The organism is Anaerococcus lactolyticus ATCC 51172 (genome assembly GCF_000156575.1).
Classification (GTDB): domain Bacteria; phylum Bacillota; class Clostridia; order Tissierellales; family Peptoniphilaceae; genus Anaerococcus; species Anaerococcus lactolyticus.
Map to the genome: position 1 here is coordinate 163,344 of NZ_GG666044.1, position 16,875 is coordinate 180,218.

Consider the following 16,875-nt stretch of genomic DNA (forward strand, 5'->3'; position numbering starts at 1 on the left):
TAAGGGCCTATCCTCTTTAATTATCTTCTAATTCCAACACACCTTCTGGAGCTGATTCTTTGCCTACATATTCTATCCTGGTTGTTAATTTTTCCCTAGCCTTACTTTGCTTAAAAGACTCGTCAGTTTCTTTGATTAGATAAGCCCCTTCTTCGAGATTTCTAATTCTTATTTCTTCTTTTATTTTTGCCTTGTTTTTCTCATACATGGCACTTGTCATTTTGTCATAGGCCTTGCCATCGTAAAATATTTCTGCTTTGTCAGAATATTTTGGTTCTTTGCCCAACTTTTTGCTTATCTCGCCCAGACTCATTAAGTCGCAATCCTTAGCAAGTCGCATCACATCCCAAGGTCCCATCTTTCCTTCTTCTATTTTCCAATAGGCTACCTGCCTTTTGCTTGGCAAAATCAATGACTTTTCTTGACCTTTTGACATTTTTATATCCATCCTTATCTCGTAGCCACCAGTTTTATTCGCATAGGCCTTGGCTAGGAAAAAGGCTAAAAATACAAATAAAAGGCAGCAAAGCCCGATCATTTTTTTATTTAATACTTTTTTCATACGTCCTCCTTTTTCCCTAGTATATCAAAGCTGATGTAAAATTGAGATAAAAAAAGAGCCTATAAGGAATATTTCTATCATCTTTTAGAAATAATTCCCTATAAGCTTCTTATAGTTAACAAAATCCTGCTTTTAATCTTTTTACAAACCTAAGCCCTGTATATACTATTGCCAAGATTCCAATTACTGCCCCGATTAATGTGGCAATTTTCATGATTTTTACTAAAATGTTTCCCTTGCTGGCATCATTAGCACTTGCTACAAAGTCACCAGAAGGTAGTTTAAATTCTTCTGCTGGTCCTGACTCATCCCTGATTGCATTTACCAAAAGCCTGTTAGGTCTTGGTGGCAGAAATGGACTACATGTCAAGAGGGTAATCATATCTAAATCGCCCCTTGGAGCAAGCTTATCCCAATCATATGGTCCAATGATTTCCTTATCGCTAACCACATAACGCATGGTTTGATTAGCTCTTTCTATATAGATGTAGTCACCATTTTTAAGTTCATCAACATACAAAAACATAGTGTCGCCCCACCAACCCCTGTGGCCGGCGATGGCTGACCTTGTGCCTTTTCCCCCAACAGGTATAGCTGTTCCAGCAACTTGGGCAACACCCTTTGCAATATGCTCATAGGTCGCATCTAGATATAGGGGCAAGTACTTATCAAGTTTTGGTATGGATAAATAAGCAAAAGGTGTGTTGGTTGTCCTAAACATCTCGTACCTGTTCTCATAATCCTTGCTTGTGAATGGGTCTTCAACGCTTGGGTCGGTACCCTTAATCATCTCGTTATAGGTTTGTGCATTTTTATTTTCTTCTGCGATTTCTGCATCGGTCTTAGAGGCTTGTATTTTTTCAAAAGACATTCTTTCGCTTTTTGCCATAAAGTCGTGGTAGCTCCTTAAGACCAAAGGGCTTGTCAAGAGCACTAAGCCCACCATAATTAAAATATATCCTAGAAAGGATTTTTTAGTTAATTTGATTTCTTTCTTCAATTTCTCTTAGCTCCTTGCTTAGACTATCAGTCCTTTTCTTTTCCCTAAAAAGTGTCAAAGTTAGGATAATTATAATTGGTATAAGCACCAAAACCATCCTAAAAAAGTCCACTCTCGCTCTAGGCATATTAGCCACACCATCATCAATAGCTTCCTGGTAGGGAATCCTTACTCCACGCACCAAAAGCCTGTGAGAATTGATCATATAAGGTGTACAGGTTAGTAGGGTTGCATAGTCCTTATTTTCTACTACAAGGACAGGCTCAAAGTCTGAAGGCTCTACAACCTGAATCTTATCTACCTTATAGGCAATAGTCTCCTTGATATTAGTAATATAAAATACATCGCCATAGGCAAGTTGGTCGAGGTTTCTAAAAAGTTTGGCATTAGGTAGACCCCTGTGGGCTGTGATAACTGTGTGGGTTGAATTTCCTCCGATTGGGAGAGATGTACCCTCCAAGTGGCCCGCACCTTTTTGCAAAACATCTTCACTCGTACCTGCACGAATTGGAATATCGACCTTTATTTTTGGAATTTTTATATGGCCAACCATCTCCTCAACTTCAAGCATCCTCGCATACTCAGCACGACCTGCCTTTTCCATATCTGTATAAGGGTCGGCTAGCCTTGATGGGTCAAGAGTACGGTTGTAGGCTGCTGCCAAGGCCATTCTCCTATCCAAATCCTCAGGAGCAAGCTCTTTGGCTGCCTTGACGAAAGTAATAACATCATCTTCCGCCTTGATTTCGTAATACTTTTGACTTATAAGTGGGTAGGAAAAAATCAAAAGTCCCAGGATAAAGATTCCCATAAAGACTATCCTATCCCTGGTCCTCTTAGACATAATCATCATCCTCACCGGCTAAGTTTTCGAACAAGTCACCCTGTCCAGTTGGATTTCTTAGCTTAGACTTTATGAATCCACCCTTGGTAAACTCACTAATCTTCTTGAAATACTTTTTATTATCTCTCCTTAATTTCAAAATTAGTATGAGCAAAATCAAAATTAAAATGAGTGATGCAAAGAATAACATTCTGAAAATCCAGTTATTCCTATTTTCCCTTATAGATTCTTCATCAACGGCTGGTACATAAGGCACCCTATGGCCCCTAACAATGAGCCTGTGAGTATTAATCATGATTGGTGTACAAGTCAAAAGTGTCGCATAGTCATGGCCCGGACTAATCAAGAGGTCATCGAAGTTTGATGGCTCAATTACCTTAATCTGGTCCACCTGGTAGGCAATGATGCCCTGGATATTTTCTATATAAAACTTATCTCCAATTTCTAGTTGGTTTAGGTGGGTAAAAAGTGTCGCTTCAGGCAAGCCTGAGTGGGCAGTCAAAACTGTATGGGTGGAATTGCCACCAATTGGAAGAGATGTTCCCTCCAAGTGACCAACACCCTTTTGCAAGATATCCTCACTCGTACCTGCATATATAGGCAGTTTTTGGTTAATCTTTGGTATGTCAACTGTACCAATCATCTCCTCAACTTCAAGCATACGAGCGTATTCCTTGCGGCCCTCCTCTTGCTTTTTCCTAGTGTAAGGATCTGATGCAATCTTTCCAGTCAAAGACTCGTTAAAGGCCTTGGCAAGATTTATCCTCCTGTCGATTTCCTTAGTATCAAGCTTTTTCGCTTCATTAGAGAAAGTTTCAACCTTCTCATTAGACTCAATTCGGTAATAGAATCTTGAAATCAACGGATAAACCATTACCAAAAATCCCAGCAAGAAAATCAGCCTAAAGAGCCAACGTGATTTTTTCTTATTAACTTTTTTTCTCTTAGCTTTTTTCTTAGCCATATTAATCCTTCATATAAAAAGGGCACTAATGCCCTTAGCTATCAATTATATTTTACTATAAGATTTAAAATCCTCATCAGCTTGCAAATGTAAAATAAGGACCCCTCAAATGAAGGATCCTTCACATTTATGCCATCTGTAATCTCTCACTGTTATTAACAAGTTTGATACCCATTGTCAAAAGAATCAAACCAGCAATCGCCATAATAATAATCTTAACATCACCAGTCTTAACTATATTTTTTATAACAGTAGTTGCATTAGTAGGTACATATTTAGTTACAGTAGTATTATCCCTACGAGTAATTACAGGTTTGTAAGGCTTGTTGACAATTTTTTTGGCAGGAAGCGAAATGCTCGCCGCATCAACATCAAAATATGTCAATGGATTGTCGATATAGTAATTAGTAGGCGCTGCCTCTTCTCTTATTGCATATCTGCCATATTCGAGACCATCAACCCTGAACTCACCATTATTGCCAGACTCAAGAGTAATTTGCTTGCCGTCCTTAACAACCCTCTCATATTTATTAGTCTTCTCATCGAGCTTCATAAGAACAAATCTAGCACCAGCAAGCCTCTTCTCATCCTTAGAATCATCAATCTTAACAAAATTAAACCCACCTGTTGGTGTCTTTGGGTTTGGCTTATCAGGAGTATTTTCAACAATTAATATTTTAATATCTCCCTTGTCATCAACAGCTCTTGCATCCTTAACCTTAAATTCTATCTTTGTTTTTGATAATTGGTAACCCTTTGGAGCCTTAGTCTCTTCAAAATAATAATCGCCATCTTTAAGATCAGAAATATAAATCAAGCCATTCTCATCAGTAACAATTTCTTCTTTGCCACTATTATCTAATTCATAATAAACGCCTGACTTCTTAAACTTAAGAATAGTCCCGTCTTTTTTGTATAATTTAAAAACAGCGTCCTTTAGATATTTATTTTTATCGGCAGCATCTATTTTTTTAAGAATTGGAGTGATTTTATTTTTGATAACAAATGGTTCCCCACCTGGTTTTAAATCTTCAGAAATCTTACCTACATTTGCTTTATCATATCCTGGAGCAGGTGCTACTTCTTTAAAATAGTAAACCCCTTCAAGCAAGTTACTAACAATGATTTCGCCATTATCCCATGTTTCTAAATTAATATCCGCTCCCTTTTCATCGTCGCGAGTATATTTGCCCTTTTCTCCAGTAACTTTTACAGGAATACTTTTAACTTCATTTCCATCCTTGATTTTTTGATAAAGTTTAAACTGAGCCTTATTAATTCTAATATTTTTATTATCAGCATCAACCTTTATGAGCTTTATAATATCAGTCTTAACCTTTTTAACTTCTTTGGCAATAACTGTTCTAATATTATTATTAGTTTCATCATCTGGAAGTCTAACTATACTCGGAACAAGTTGTTTATTTAATATTTTCTTGGACTCATCTGTTTCCTTTATTAAATAAAATCCCTTATCAAGATTATCAATCAGAATTTGTTCAGACAATTTATCAACATCAAAATTCTCAATCTTCCTAGTGTCTATTTCATCATAGGCGACATTATCATAGACAAGCTTGCTTGTCTTAGACTTACCCATGTCTTGGATAAGAATTTTATCATGATTAAGTTTTTTTCAACATCAGCAATATTTAACTCTTTATCAGCTGATCTATAAAAACTCTGAGCAAGTTCAATCAACTTACTATTTGTAATATGCTCATCAAGTTTTAATTTATAAACTTTTACTTGTCTTGCAGAAGATTTAATTACTCCTCCACCTTTAATCTTTTCTTTTAATTTTTCTTTTTCATTTACATCAATTCGCAAATTAATAGTATATTTCCCACTATTATCAGCAAAAACTCTCCCTTGAGGAAGAAAAACTCCCACAACCATAAACAAGGCCAAGATAAAGGATATGTACCTACTTTTCAGTATATTTTTCATAATTCCTCCCAGAAATCTAAAACAATGGCAATCAATCCGCCATCGGGAAAATAATATAAAGCTAGTTTTAAAAGTTTATTTTCAATATATTTAAACTTGTAATTATATATAATAAAATTCTTCTAGTTAGGAATATTATATCACAAAAACATTGAAATTGCTATTAAAAGTAATCTATTAAAAATAAAAATAAATACCAAACATCTTTCTAAAATCAAAAAAATTATTAATTTCAATAATAAAGTTTTCCAAATACTTGTCAACTAAAATTAACAACTCATCCTTCCCACCTACGGAGTGGTCTTGAAAATGGGGATCTTGTAAAAGCCCTAACATATAAAAAAGTACTCTTTGGAAAGAATTGCCAGACTGTTACGATGAGCTAAGTATCTCTATGTACCGTCAAAAAATTTATGAATATGTATATACTAGGTATAGAGAAGTTGCTTAACAAAATATTATAACCAATCTCTCATACAATTTCGGTTCTTAAGCATAAGAAAACGACCAGATAGATGACCTGACCTCCTTTAGTTAGTTTTTAGGTCTAACTTTTGGGGGTCAGTTCACTAATTGATCGCATTTTTAATTTATCTTTTATGCATATAAATTTAAATCCAGTCAGATGTATTTTCCTATAAGCTTACTTGCTCTTCCATATTGTTTCTTATTCTTTTAAAAGTTTCCAAATGAATTTCGTGAGTAAAATTTTCTATTAAAATTTCATAGCTATCATCAAAAAACTTTTTTATGCTTTTTTTAGCACATATATCTGCCATTGTGTATATGATATAAAGTCCTTGTAAAATCGCTTTTGTAACCAAGGGATCACCTGCTGAATAAGAAATTATCTGGCTAAAACCAAGATATAGTTCGTCCTCCACAGAATAACTTTGATAAATTATTTTTACATCTTCGTCCTCTTTCAGGATTATAAAATGATTGCCTGCAGATAAAAGTTTCCCTAGCAATGATGACATTTTGTTTATACACATTATTGCAGTATTTGGATCATTTGTGCCAGGGCTTAAGGCCATATTCGCGACTTCGGTCAAGTTTACAATTCCACGGTGATAATCTTCTTCTGTATTATTGTAAACATTTATTAAAAACAATGGGCTTAATTTTTCTTTTAATTCGTTTTTATCATTATCATCTAACTCGCACTGGAATATATTTAATTCTCCTATACTTTCTCCTTTGATTGTGTATTCACCAATCCTCTTATTTATAGTAAGTTCTGCTCTTGTGCCATTAAGCTCTTTAAAAATCTCATCTGCTTTTATTTCAAATAAATAACCTGAATTTTCAGCTACAATTGATAACTTTGTAGATTCGTCGCCTTTCTCATAATGCTTAGCTTTTTCCCTTAGTTCGACCTCTTTATCAATAAGTTTTTCGCAGTCATTAAAAATATATTCTATAATATTTGATACTTTTAGATTATCAAGAACCTGTCTTGAGAAAGCTATAAAACTAAGCATTGCAATTATAGCATAGGCTATTCCAAAACTTCCAGCTACAACATGTTGGTCTGGAGCAATATCTTGCAATAATAGGATACTGATTACTGAATAGAAAAAACCACTTACAAATATACCATATAAACCAAGGACTCCTGTCCTATCTATGAAGCTCTGAAGCAATCTAGGCGATATGCTACTGCTATATTTATTAAGTACAGTGACAATAATTGTAAAACAAAAAGTACTTATAGTCAAAAATATTCCAGATATATTAGAAAGGAAATTTACCGAAACTTCAACCGATAGTAATAGTTGTTTGGGAATATAAGATTTAATGGCAATATATTGATGATCAAAAATCCAAGTAACTAAAAGAAGCGACACTGTTAAAATTATAAATCTTGACATCCTTAAAAAATTCTTATGATTAAAAAACCACAATTTAATTTTGGGCAACATACATCAATCCTCCTGTTTTAATATTGTGATTATAAAACTATATTATCATATTCTCAATTTTTATCCAATATGAAATGGTATATTAACCTTTTTGTAATTGAAAAATCCTTTGTGATTTTCTTGCCTATTTCCCCAATCTATCTTCGATTACTTTCTAAAAGAAACTAATCAATTATATAATATTCAAAAATAATCTATGAGGAAATATGGTGAAATAGACTAAGAATAAAAATCCAATATGAGGCGTACACGAGTCACGCGGCAATGAGTTTATTCAAAATGAGTCGATTTAACCATTTTTACCAGTGTCCTCTGGAAAACTCTCCTGAGTTTTCTCGCTTAGTTTTGTGCTAGCCCTTCTGGCTTTGGGAAGACCCACCACGCGAAGTCCTAACCCTATTTCGTTAGACATAGCTGGTAGGACGATTTGCCCTAGCGGCCAAGAGCGTGCAGTGGCTGAGTGGTCTCGAAAATGACCGATGCATTTTGTCATCTTACTTATGTAGTTTTTTTATATCTGATTGGTTTAATTTTTCTAAAGATATAAGTTGGGTCTTTGCAAGATTTCTAAGTTCTATCATTCTTTCTTTTTGCTCTAATCCCTTTTCAATTAAAATTGCATTGTAGGATTCCATATTAGCAAGTACTAATAGTTCATCAAGACTTGCATAGTCTCTCATATTTCCTTTTAAGTCAGGATTTTCTTCACGCCACTGTTTTGCTCTTTTATCAAAGAGTGCCACATTAAGCATATCTGCTTCACTTGCATATTTAAATGATAACTGCTCATCTGTAAGGTCTTTTAATAAATACTCTTTGATGGCATCTGTATGAATTTTATAATTAATCTTTGATATTTCTCTATGCAAATTCCAAGTTAATGATAGTTTTGAGTTTTCATCTTCTTTTAGTCTTTTGTAATCTTGAATAATATATAGCTTAAATTCTGGAGAAAGCCAAGATGCAAATTCCATAGCTATATCATAATGAGCATATGTTCTTCCGTATCTGCCTGCTTTTGAAACTATACCTACAGCATCTGTAGATTCTATCCACTTTCCTGGGGTCATTGTGAATCTATTTAGTCCCGCTTCACTTCTAAACGTGTCGAATTGCACACGGTTAAAATTTGGATTATTCAAAACTTCCCACAATCCTATAAATTCAAGCGTATTCCTATTTCTCACCAGTTTTGGATGACAAATCTTGGATCATCTGTGTTTTTATACTTTGCTATATCAGTAAGAATTATATAGTCATTTTTAAAATCTTCTATGTAAACCTCAATATCAAAGCCTTTAGCAGAAATTTTTTCTTTTTTAATTTTTGACAATATACCCCTCCTTATTATGGCTTGATTTTTATTACTTATATTATAACATAAAAAATGGCCAGAGCACCGTATGCTTCCTGACCTAAGCTTATTACAAGATTATATCCAAAATCACTAATTATCAAATTCTATAAGCCACTATTTACCTCTCTATATATAATTTATTTGCTTTTATTGTGCCCTATTTCCCCTTTATTTTTCCATATAACTGATTATTCAATCAAAATTTCTATCACTTTCTTCTCAGTCTAATTCAAACCGACATTCAAACCGTCATTTTTATTGTCTATTTGGTCAATTACTTCCTGTTGAAAAGGGATAGTACATCTAATATAGTTGCTTTCAATTTCAAAAACATCTTTGACATTTTTTTCTATTTTAAAATCAGACTTTGTTCTTATATCTAAGTTTATTATATTGCTAAAAAATATCACCTAATATAAAACACCTTATAACTAAGAATTAGCCAGTTTTTTGCTTTTATAAAACGATATTTTTCTTTACCCATCTTAACCTAACCTAATACTATGAAATTTTTTCTAATAAAAAGCTTCAGCTATTTGCAAATACAAATCAGTAAATATTGAATTTTTTCTGGCAACAAGTGATAAATCATGAACTAGATTGAAATCTTCTAGGTCCACAACCATGAGAGTGCCTTCTTCTAGTTCTTTTTTTACACAAGATTCAAAAATAAAACTTACACCACAATCCGACCTGAGCATTTCTACTATGGAACGCATATTATTTATTTCTATGATATTTGCAAAATCTTTCGTATCAATATTGTCCATGCTTAGAAAATTTTTTAATATAGCTAAGGTACCAGATCCGTCTTCCCTAATAATAATTCTTTCATCTAATAAGTCTGTTAGCTTTTTAACTTGTTTTTTAAACTTGTGGTCCTTGTGGCTGATGCAAACAATCCTATCGCTTTTGTATTTTTTAATAAAATAATCTCTAGATTTTATAAATCCCTCTATAATGGCAAAGTCTATCCTTCCACTATCAATATCACGTAAAATCTCGTCCGTATTTTCATAATAAATATGGAAATCACAAGAATGTTTTTCTTTAATCAAGGCTATAAGCTTATCCAATATTAGATATTCTCCGACCGATCTAGTAAAACCCAAAGAAATTTTTTCACTCTTAGTTTTTTCCTCAGCTAATATCATCCTCAACTTATCTTGATCATTTGACATAGAAAGCAAAGCAGATTTTAGAATCTTACCCTCATCTGTTAGACACAAATTCCTCTTACTTCTATAAAAAAGTTTACAATTATAATAGGATTCTAAATATTTAATATGAGTAGATATGGCTGGCTGTGTTATATTAAGGCTTTCAGCAGCCCTTGTAAAATTCATATATTTACATACTTCCAAAAAACTTTCTATCCTAAAATCTAACATAGTATCCTCCACATCTATCATAACAAATTTTTATCATATAGTAAATAATTATAATTTTACATTATAGTGATTTATTATATAATAAAAAAAGCGAAAGGAGCTTATATGATAAAATCTATAGAAAAAAATATAAAAGGGATTATTCTCTGCCTTATAATTGCAATAATATCCCAGATAATCGGCAAAAAAATCCCACTGGTTGGCCCAGCAGTCTTTGGCATTCTAATTGGAATGGCCCTAGGTCAAATTATAAAAGACAAAAAACCTTATATGGGTGGCGTGAGATTTACATCAAAGAAAATCCTTCAATATGCTGTAATCCTCCTCGGGTTTGGTCTTGATCTTGGAATTGTTTTAAAAACTGGTAGGCAATCACTTCCAATCATCCTATCTACCATATCAACATCACTTATAATCGCTTACATAGCCTACAAGGCTGGACTTATAAAAGGGAATATCGCAACACTTGTTGGCGTTGGATCATCAATTTGTGGAGGCTCTGCAATCGCAGCTGCCGCTCCAGTTATAGATGCAGATGAAGATGAGATAGCCCAAGCCATATCTGTTATATTCTTTTTTAATATCTTAGCAGCCATCCTATTTCCAAGCCTAGGTCGTATGATTGGATTTTCTACTACCGATGGTCATGCCTTTGGTATATTCGCAGGATCTGCTGTTAATGATACATCATCAGTTACAGCATGCGCATCAACATGGGATACAATATTTAATCTAGGTAGCCAGACACTTGACAAGGCTGTAACAGTAAAATTGACTAGAACCCTAGCAATAATTCCAATATGCTTAGGGCTAGCCTTCATTAGAATGAGAAATGCTGAACAAGAAGCTAATAAAAAAATATCTATAATACAAATCTTCCCATTCTTTATAATCTACTTCATCCTAGCAAGTTTGATTACAACCATAGCCCTAGCCAAAGGAGTAAATATTGAATTTTTCAAACCCTTTAAGGACTTATCCAAATTTTTTATTGTAATGGCAATGTCAGCTATTGGTTTAAATAGCGATATAGTAAAGCTATTAAAATCAGGAGCTAAGCCACTAGCCTTAGGAGGCGTGTGCTTTATATCAATCACAGCCATAACCCTAATACTAGAAAAAATTCTAGGCATCTTATAATCTTATAGAAACTGACTCCAAAAATTAGCAATAAAACTAACTATTAGGGTCAGTTTTTTATTAAAAAAGAAGGCCCGTAAGTAGAAAACTTTAAATTATAACTCATAAAAAAATAAACCCAAACTTTTCCTCAACATTTTTGCGAAATGCTTATTTTTTTCGTTAAGACATACTCAAACCGACAATTTATTGTCGCTTTTAACTATATAATCTATCAAATAAAAAAGACCATAACACTTAAGTTATGATCTTATTTTTTTCCAAATGTAAAGTACTTGGAACTATTATTTAATTTATTCTTTTTAACAAATGTTCCCATTTTAATCCCAGTTACAGTTTTTCATCTTATGTAACCGTTGATTTTACAAGATTTTACCAATGTCCTCTCAGAAACTTTCAGTTTCTTCGCTTAGTTTTTTGCTAGCCCGTCTGGCTATGGGAAGACCCACCACGGAGTGGTCTCGAAAATGACCGATGCTGTTTGACGCCTTACTTTTATCTTTATCTTTGACTGTTATATCCTCTCGAGACCTTTGGTCTCTCGCTTAGTTTTTCGGACTCAGCTTTGCTTCGTCTCGGAAATGACCGATGCATATGCATCGGTCACCCATAGATGGTGGGACTATTCTTCTTTTCCAAATGTACAATATATCTCAAACCATTCAAAATACAAGATTCTATTTTTTCTAACGCCACTAAATCCACCTAATTATAGGACGTTTTCAGATTTTTAGTCCCGTCCCAGTACCAGTACCGGATTTAAATGTGATTTCAGAAATATTGATCTTAAGAAGAATCATAATATAACTTCTATATTTAAAAATCAGATTTACATAGTCCTCTTGATGAATTTAACCGATCCTTTGTAATTTAACGATAGAAGGCATGGTGTTTAACAAAAGTAATTTATTCAAATGGATATAAAAATAGAGCTTGTATGATTCATTTTTTACAAGCTCTATTTACAAAAATTTAAATTATATTAGAATGACTCTATAAGTTCTAATTTATTTAAAGGAGTCATGACTACATCTATGGTATCTCCATCTTTATCAAAAAACTCAACTTCACAATTTTTATTATCATAAATTAAAACAATTGTTCCCTTTGTTCCCTTACTTATTTCTTTGTAATCTTCTTTCAATCTTACAACATCTAATTCTTTCATTATAAATTTTTAACTCTCTCAGTTTCTTTATCATCAATTTCAAAAGACCCATCATTTATTTCATATAGTCTTTTTTTAAGTTTCTCTAATAATGCAAGCATTTTATACTTGTCTTTTTTCTCTTGTTCTTCATCGAAAAAGCAAGCCTGATCATTATAATCAAAGTGGTAGTAAGATGTAAACAATTCTTGAATTGTTTCATTTATATCCCATAATTCTTTATCATTGTCTACTTTTTCAATTCCTGTTAATAATCTTCCTTTCTCTTCATCAAAATATTCAGTACATATTGGACCTTCTCCAAAATCTAGCATAAGTTTTAATATTTTCATATAACCTCCTATCTTGGATAAACAGTTAATATGAAACCATTTGTTCAATTGCACGAAGAACATAATATTTTATACCAAATTTACAATTTTTTTATAATTTTTTCTATTTTTAATGACTGATTTCATAAGTATAGATATTCATTCCTTCTATATACCAAAAGTCTTTTTGAAATTTTTTGAATATTATATATATTTATCATTATAATTAAACGATATATAATATACATTAATTAACATTCATAAACTCAAGATTTTTTTCGAACTTATCTGTATTCACCCCAAACTTTGTAACTTTTTTAAATATATCCTTCAGGTATACCTTAGTAGTATTTATTATTAAATCTTGAGTATTATTTATCATTTGATCAGTAACAAGAATCATTATTTTATTTATTATATCTGCATTGTCTTTTGTTATTTCAATATAATAAGTAAAAAACCATAACGTGGATTGCTCTACGAAAAATTCTTTATAAAACTTTGATAATATATTATCAAAATCGATAGTGATCTCAGTGAATTTAACCAAAAATCTGATAATTAAATTTTTTTCCTGGTTAGATGCTGATATTGGATAACCTTCTGAACGTCTATCTAAAAAAGCCTTTATCCATTTATAAAATATTTCTTCTTTTCCAAATTTGTCTAGATTATCAATATATAGTGATAACTCAGAATAAAATAGATATAAAATCTCTTCCGTCATACTATCTCTAAATATATTTGGAATGTAATCTTCCATAGGATTTTCTGAAAAATTAAAAATCAAAGACATATAGCCCTTAAATATCTTCTTTCTTATATTTTCATCAAAAATATTTATATTTTTTATAGCTTCATGATATATAGATTCAAAAACTAATGCAAATTCTGTATATAAAAATGACTGATATACAAAACCACTCCATGCCATTTTTAGTATTTCATCATCATTGGATCTGTACTTATCTAAAATAAACTTTTCACACCAATCACTATCAATACTATAAAAGAAAGATGCATTCCCAAGTATAACAACTGAAGAATCATTATATCCTTCTTCATTTAACATTTGTTCTAAAAAATCTTTAAATCTATCCTCTAAATATTTTTCTCCACTATTCTTTACCGAAATATCTATTAATTTTATTAATGATAAAGCCAAATTGCCTTTGGATGAATTCAATGCTCTCGTCATATAATCAAGTGATTTTTCTTCTGTATTACTAGAATACTTCCATAATAAATTAATCTTTTCATAAAAAAAATCTACAAGGTTATCACTAATACTCTTTCTTGTATCCAGAATTGAAAAAATCGCTTGAGATATCTCTAGATTATAGATATCAAATATCGGATTAAAAAATACCCTATTAAAAGTATATATTAACTTTTGTTCAGATAAATTAGATTTTTCTAAAGACATTATGATGCCTCTCCACAAATCGGTATCTATTTCATTTTCCTTGATTAATAATTCTATAAGTTTCTCTCTGAAATTTTCATTTTCAGAACAAATTTTCTCTAATTTTCTAATCAGCGTTATTCTCTCCGCTCGTTCAAACCCATCTCCTTCATAGGATAATAATTCATCAATGATTTTTTCTAAGTTGTTAACGATTTCTGTTTCAGTATATGGTAATTGTGCATCTCCCCACCTTAACGTGAGAGGACCAATTGATTTTTCAGGATTTTCTAGCGGTTTAAAATAATCATATCTCTCTTTAATAGAATTTATCTTATTAATAATATCCTGATTGTTTTCATCAAACCTTTGTAACCATATTAATAAATTATATTTTTGATAAAAGTACGTTTTATTTGTATAATTTTCATCAAGTTTTTCTTCATTCATTATTTCATCTAAAAATATCTCTTTGTCATTACTATTCAATGAAGGGAAAATATCTGCATATAACCAAAATAGCTCTTCCTTCAAACTTATATCAAGGATTTTAATATTATTAGATTTTAATAAATTTAATTTTTCTTTACCTGTAATGTTAGACATGTGTCTTAATATTAACAAGGAAGATCTAAGTAATATAGGAATATCTGATGAAATATATGTTTTATACCAATATTCTTTATTATTATCATCCATACCTAATAAAAGTTCTTTGAAAATAATAAGAAATTGTTCAAGATTGCTTATATACTCTTCAGTTCTCGGATAGAACGAAGCAAATTCAAATTCTTCTACATAAAATCCTATAATTTTATATCTTTTCAAGTTATAGAGTTGATTTGATATATTATTTAGTATATTAATATAATATTTATTCTTAAACAATTTGTACTTATTCCACAACTCTTCCATAATGTAGTTTTCGAACTTAAAATCTATACCTATTATATCCGTAGAGATGATTGTATTTTTATTTAATACGAACGATAAACTTTTAGAATAAATTTCGTTTGCAACAAAATCTAACTTAGGTCTATTTGTATAACAAACATCTAACAATCGACCTACCAACATAAAATCTAAATTATTAAAATCAATTAAATTAATTAATTTTTCGATTTTTTCAATTTTAGTATTTTTATTACAAATTATTGTCGCAATTTCTATCTGTAATTTCTTGCTCAATATAAAATCTTTATCACAACAAAATTTTAAAAATAGATCAGTTTCATTTATAATTATTTCTCTAGATAACCATTCTATTCTTTGAATACCAAAATCATCTATTTTATTACTAGAAAAGATCTCATCAAAATATTCCTTGTTAAAAAGGTATTCTGCCCAGTCCCTACTTTTTATTTTCGAAAAGAACTTATCGGAATAGTGTATATTGTTTAATATTTCTTTGATTTCAAAGTCAAATTCATCATTTATTTTATTGGGAACTTCTTCTGAGATATCCTTAATTCTTAAACTCCAGCTATTATAATCCCTGGTTACTAAATTAGCTATTCTAAGTAGGGAATCATATATTTGCTTATAATTATTTTTTTCATGAATTATAGGAGTTAATCCTAGTGGTATATAGTTACTAGCTTGGTCTTTACTTGTAAAAATATATCTTTTTTTACCAGATAAATCTGGTAAAGACCTTGTGAAATACTTCATTACAATGTCATTATAACTATAGCCAATAAAAAGCACAGTATATTCTGACTCAAATAAAGTTCTTAAAAATGTTGTTACATTCCCATGATACATATAAGATTTTCCAAAATCAGAATCTGTAAGCACAATATCTTGAGGATTCGCAACCTCACCATGTAAATGGACAATTCCATTAAATTTATCACCATATGGAAGTGCTGGATATGAATATATTCTTGCTTTTCTACCCTTTTTTTCTAATGCACTTTCAAGCATGCTATCATAATTCGTGGTAACAATACGAATATCTTTTTTAAAAAAATCAATCAAGGCTTCATGATTTGTATTTGGTTGAGTCTGAGTTGCGCTGAGTATATCGCAAACTTTACTGTGTACATCATGACCTAAATTTTCAACTCTACCTAAGTATTGCTCATCGGATTCATCATTTCTTTTTTCTTTATTGGTCAATTCAGCTATTTTTTCCGAAAGTTGGTAAAAACTAGGTAGATTGGTTGGTTCACTCATCGATATGCCTGCCCCACAAAAAATCACAAGTTTGTCATTCTTTATTGCCTCTATCAATAACTCAGGGTACTCAATATCTTTTATTATCATTATTATCCTTTCATAGTAAGTATATAGACTATTACTCTTTTATTAATTTCTATTGAATCAATTCTAGATATCATTTAAAAATTATATCACTTACTCTAATCATAATATATTTTTTACTAAAATCCATAGTTATAATAACAATTTACGGTTATCATAATCAGCTGTCCTTATTATTTGTTCATTCATGTATTAATATTTTCTTTTTCTAACAATTCTACATTAACGTTTGGAAACTATAAAATTTCATTAGGATAACACTAATATTGTTTATTCTTATTTTGATCTAGAATTCTAAATAAATTAATATACGTTACTCAAACCAGACGTAATATTTAATATTATTTTATTATTCAAATATTTGTTTTTATATTATTCCTGCTTTTAATGTTTTTTTTATAATGAATTCCTGATTTTTTTATTCATCAGTTTGACTATAAGTATCACCATATGCATTTAATATTAATTCTTGACCATTATTTTTACTTAACTGAATCATTCACCAGTTTGTGTTATTAAAGCCTACAAATAAAATATATATTATCTAACAATCTTATAAGGTATTATATCGCTCATTAAATGTTATAATTATA

12 protein-coding genes and 1 pseudogene are annotated in these 16,875 nt (G+C 31.1%); 1 reads left to right on the top strand and 12 read right to left on the bottom strand.

The features are described from left to right. Window positions 1-16: 16 nt before the first annotated feature. From HMPREF0072_RS00680 to HMPREF0072_RS00730, 9 genes and pseudogenes are all read right to left on the bottom strand, one after another. Complete coding sequence (locus HMPREF0072_RS00680) at window positions 17-562, bottom strand: hypothetical protein (RefSeq protein WP_004826758.1); 546 nt, start codon at window positions 560-562, stop codon at window positions 17-19. 115 nt (window positions 563-677) lie between these two features. Beyond that, window positions 678-1,508 (bottom strand): class C sortase, encoded by an 831-nt coding sequence (locus HMPREF0072_RS00685; protein WP_248601159.1) that lies wholly within the window; start codon window positions 1,506-1,508, stop codon window positions 678-680. A 28-nt stretch (window positions 1,509-1,536) separates the two neighbouring features. Continuing rightward, window positions 1,537-2,406 carry a class C sortase gene (locus tag HMPREF0072_RS00690; protein ID WP_037327365.1) on the bottom strand — a complete coding sequence of 290 codons (870 nt, stop codon included), beginning with the start codon at window positions 2,404-2,406 and terminating at the stop codon, window positions 1,537-1,539. After that, on the bottom strand, window positions 2,399-3,370 hold the full coding sequence (locus tag HMPREF0072_RS00695) for a class C sortase (protein ID WP_004826761.1): 972 nt from the start codon (window positions 3,368-3,370) through the stop codon (window positions 2,399-2,401). The genes HMPREF0072_RS00690 and HMPREF0072_RS00695 overlap by 8 nt, the downstream gene beginning before the upstream one ends. A 127-nt stretch (window positions 3,371-3,497) precedes the next feature. Next, the gene (locus HMPREF0072_RS00700; protein WP_004826762.1) at window positions 3,498-4,970 is read right to left on the bottom strand and encodes an MSCRAMM family protein; all 1,473 of its coding nucleotides are present in this window, start codon (window positions 4,968-4,970) and stop codon (window positions 3,498-3,500) included. Continuing rightward, the gene (locus tag HMPREF0072_RS00705; RefSeq protein ID WP_004826763.1) at window positions 4,913-5,320 is read right to left on the bottom strand and encodes a hypothetical protein; all 408 of its coding nucleotides are present in this window, start codon (window positions 5,318-5,320) and stop codon (window positions 4,913-4,915) included. The genes HMPREF0072_RS00700 and HMPREF0072_RS00705 overlap by 58 nt, the downstream gene beginning before the upstream one ends. A 635-nt stretch (window positions 5,321-5,955) precedes the next feature. Then, window positions 5,956-7,245, bottom strand: coding sequence for a DUF2254 domain-containing protein (locus tag HMPREF0072_RS00710; protein WP_004826765.1), 1,290 nt, complete (start codon window positions 7,243-7,245; stop codon window positions 5,956-5,958). Window positions 7,246-7,739: 494 nt separating this feature from the next. Further along, window positions 7,740-8,578 (bottom strand): annotated as a pseudogene (locus HMPREF0072_RS00720) (KilA-N domain-containing protein). A 539-nt stretch (window positions 8,579-9,117) separates the two neighbouring features. After that, the gene (locus HMPREF0072_RS00730) at window positions 9,118-9,993 is read right to left on the bottom strand and encodes a LysR substrate-binding domain-containing protein (protein WP_039930914.1); all 876 of its coding nucleotides are present in this window, start codon (window positions 9,991-9,993) and stop codon (window positions 9,118-9,120) included. Between the two features lie 105 nt (window positions 9,994-10,098). Between HMPREF0072_RS00730 and HMPREF0072_RS00735 the strand changes: the two genes are divergently transcribed. After that, complete coding sequence (locus tag HMPREF0072_RS00735) at window positions 10,099-11,133, top strand: YeiH family protein (protein ID WP_039930915.1); 1,035 nt, start codon at window positions 10,099-10,101, stop codon at window positions 11,131-11,133. A 982-nt stretch (window positions 11,134-12,115) separates the two neighbouring features. Here HMPREF0072_RS00735 and HMPREF0072_RS00740 read toward each other — a convergent pair. From HMPREF0072_RS00740 to HMPREF0072_RS00750, 3 genes are all read right to left on the bottom strand, one after another. Beyond that, complete coding sequence (locus HMPREF0072_RS00740; RefSeq protein WP_004826772.1) at window positions 12,116-12,301, bottom strand: DUF4926 domain-containing protein; 186 nt, start codon at window positions 12,299-12,301, stop codon at window positions 12,116-12,118. Further along, window positions 12,301-12,633, bottom strand: coding sequence for an RNA helicase (locus HMPREF0072_RS00745; protein WP_039930916.1), 333 nt, complete (start codon window positions 12,631-12,633; stop codon window positions 12,301-12,303). The genes HMPREF0072_RS00740 and HMPREF0072_RS00745 overlap by 1 nt, the downstream gene beginning before the upstream one ends. A gap of 226 nt (window positions 12,634-12,859) precedes the next feature. Then, window positions 12,860-16,285, bottom strand: coding sequence for an SIR2 family protein (locus HMPREF0072_RS00750; protein WP_004826774.1), 3,426 nt, complete (start codon window positions 16,283-16,285; stop codon window positions 12,860-12,862). Window positions 16,286-16,875 lie beyond the last annotated feature (590 nt).

What these genes read in the sequence shown, in the direction of transcription:
- HMPREF0072_RS00690 (WP_037327365.1), bottom strand. Translation starts at nt 2,406, where the DNA reads ATGTCTAAGAGGACCAGGGATAGGATAGTCTTTATGGGAATCTTTATC.
- HMPREF0072_RS00735 (WP_039930915.1), top strand. Translation starts at nt 10,099, where the DNA reads ATGATAAAATCTATAGAAAAAAATATAAAAGGGATTATTCTCTGCCTT.
- HMPREF0072_RS00695 (WP_004826761.1), bottom strand. Translation starts at nt 3,370, where the DNA reads ATGGCTAAGAAAAAAGCTAAGAGAAAAAAAGTTAATAAGAAAAAATCA.
- HMPREF0072_RS00685 (WP_248601159.1), bottom strand. Translation starts at nt 1,508, where the DNA reads ATGGTGGGCTTAGTGCTCTTGACAAGCCCTTTGGTCTTAAGGAGCTAC.
- HMPREF0072_RS00710 (WP_004826765.1), bottom strand. Translation starts at nt 7,245, where the DNA reads ATGTTGCCCAAAATTAAATTGTGGTTTTTTAATCATAAGAATTTTTTA.
- HMPREF0072_RS00705 (WP_004826763.1), bottom strand. Translation starts at nt 5,320, where the DNA reads ATGAAAAATATACTGAAAAGTAGGTACATATCCTTTATCTTGGCCTTG.
- HMPREF0072_RS00680 (WP_004826758.1), bottom strand. Translation starts at nt 562, where the DNA reads ATGAAAAAAGTATTAAATAAAAAAATGATCGGGCTTTGCTGCCTTTTA.
- HMPREF0072_RS00740 (WP_004826772.1), bottom strand. Translation starts at nt 12,301, where the DNA reads ATGAAAGAATTAGATGTTGTAAGATTGAAAGAAGATTACAAAGAAATA.
- HMPREF0072_RS00750 (WP_004826774.1), bottom strand. Translation starts at nt 16,285, where the DNA reads ATGATAATAAAAGATATTGAGTACCCTGAGTTATTGATAGAGGCAATA.
- HMPREF0072_RS00700 (WP_004826762.1), bottom strand. Translation starts at nt 4,970, where the DNA reads ATGGGTAAGTCTAAGACAAGCAAGCTTGTCTATGATAATGTCGCCTAT.
- HMPREF0072_RS00745 (WP_039930916.1), bottom strand. Translation starts at nt 12,633, where the DNA reads ATGAAAATATTAAAACTTATGCTAGATTTTGGAGAAGGTCCAATATGT.
- HMPREF0072_RS00730 (WP_039930914.1), bottom strand. Translation starts at nt 9,993, where the DNA reads ATGTTAGATTTTAGGATAGAAAGTTTTTTGGAAGTATGTAAATATATG.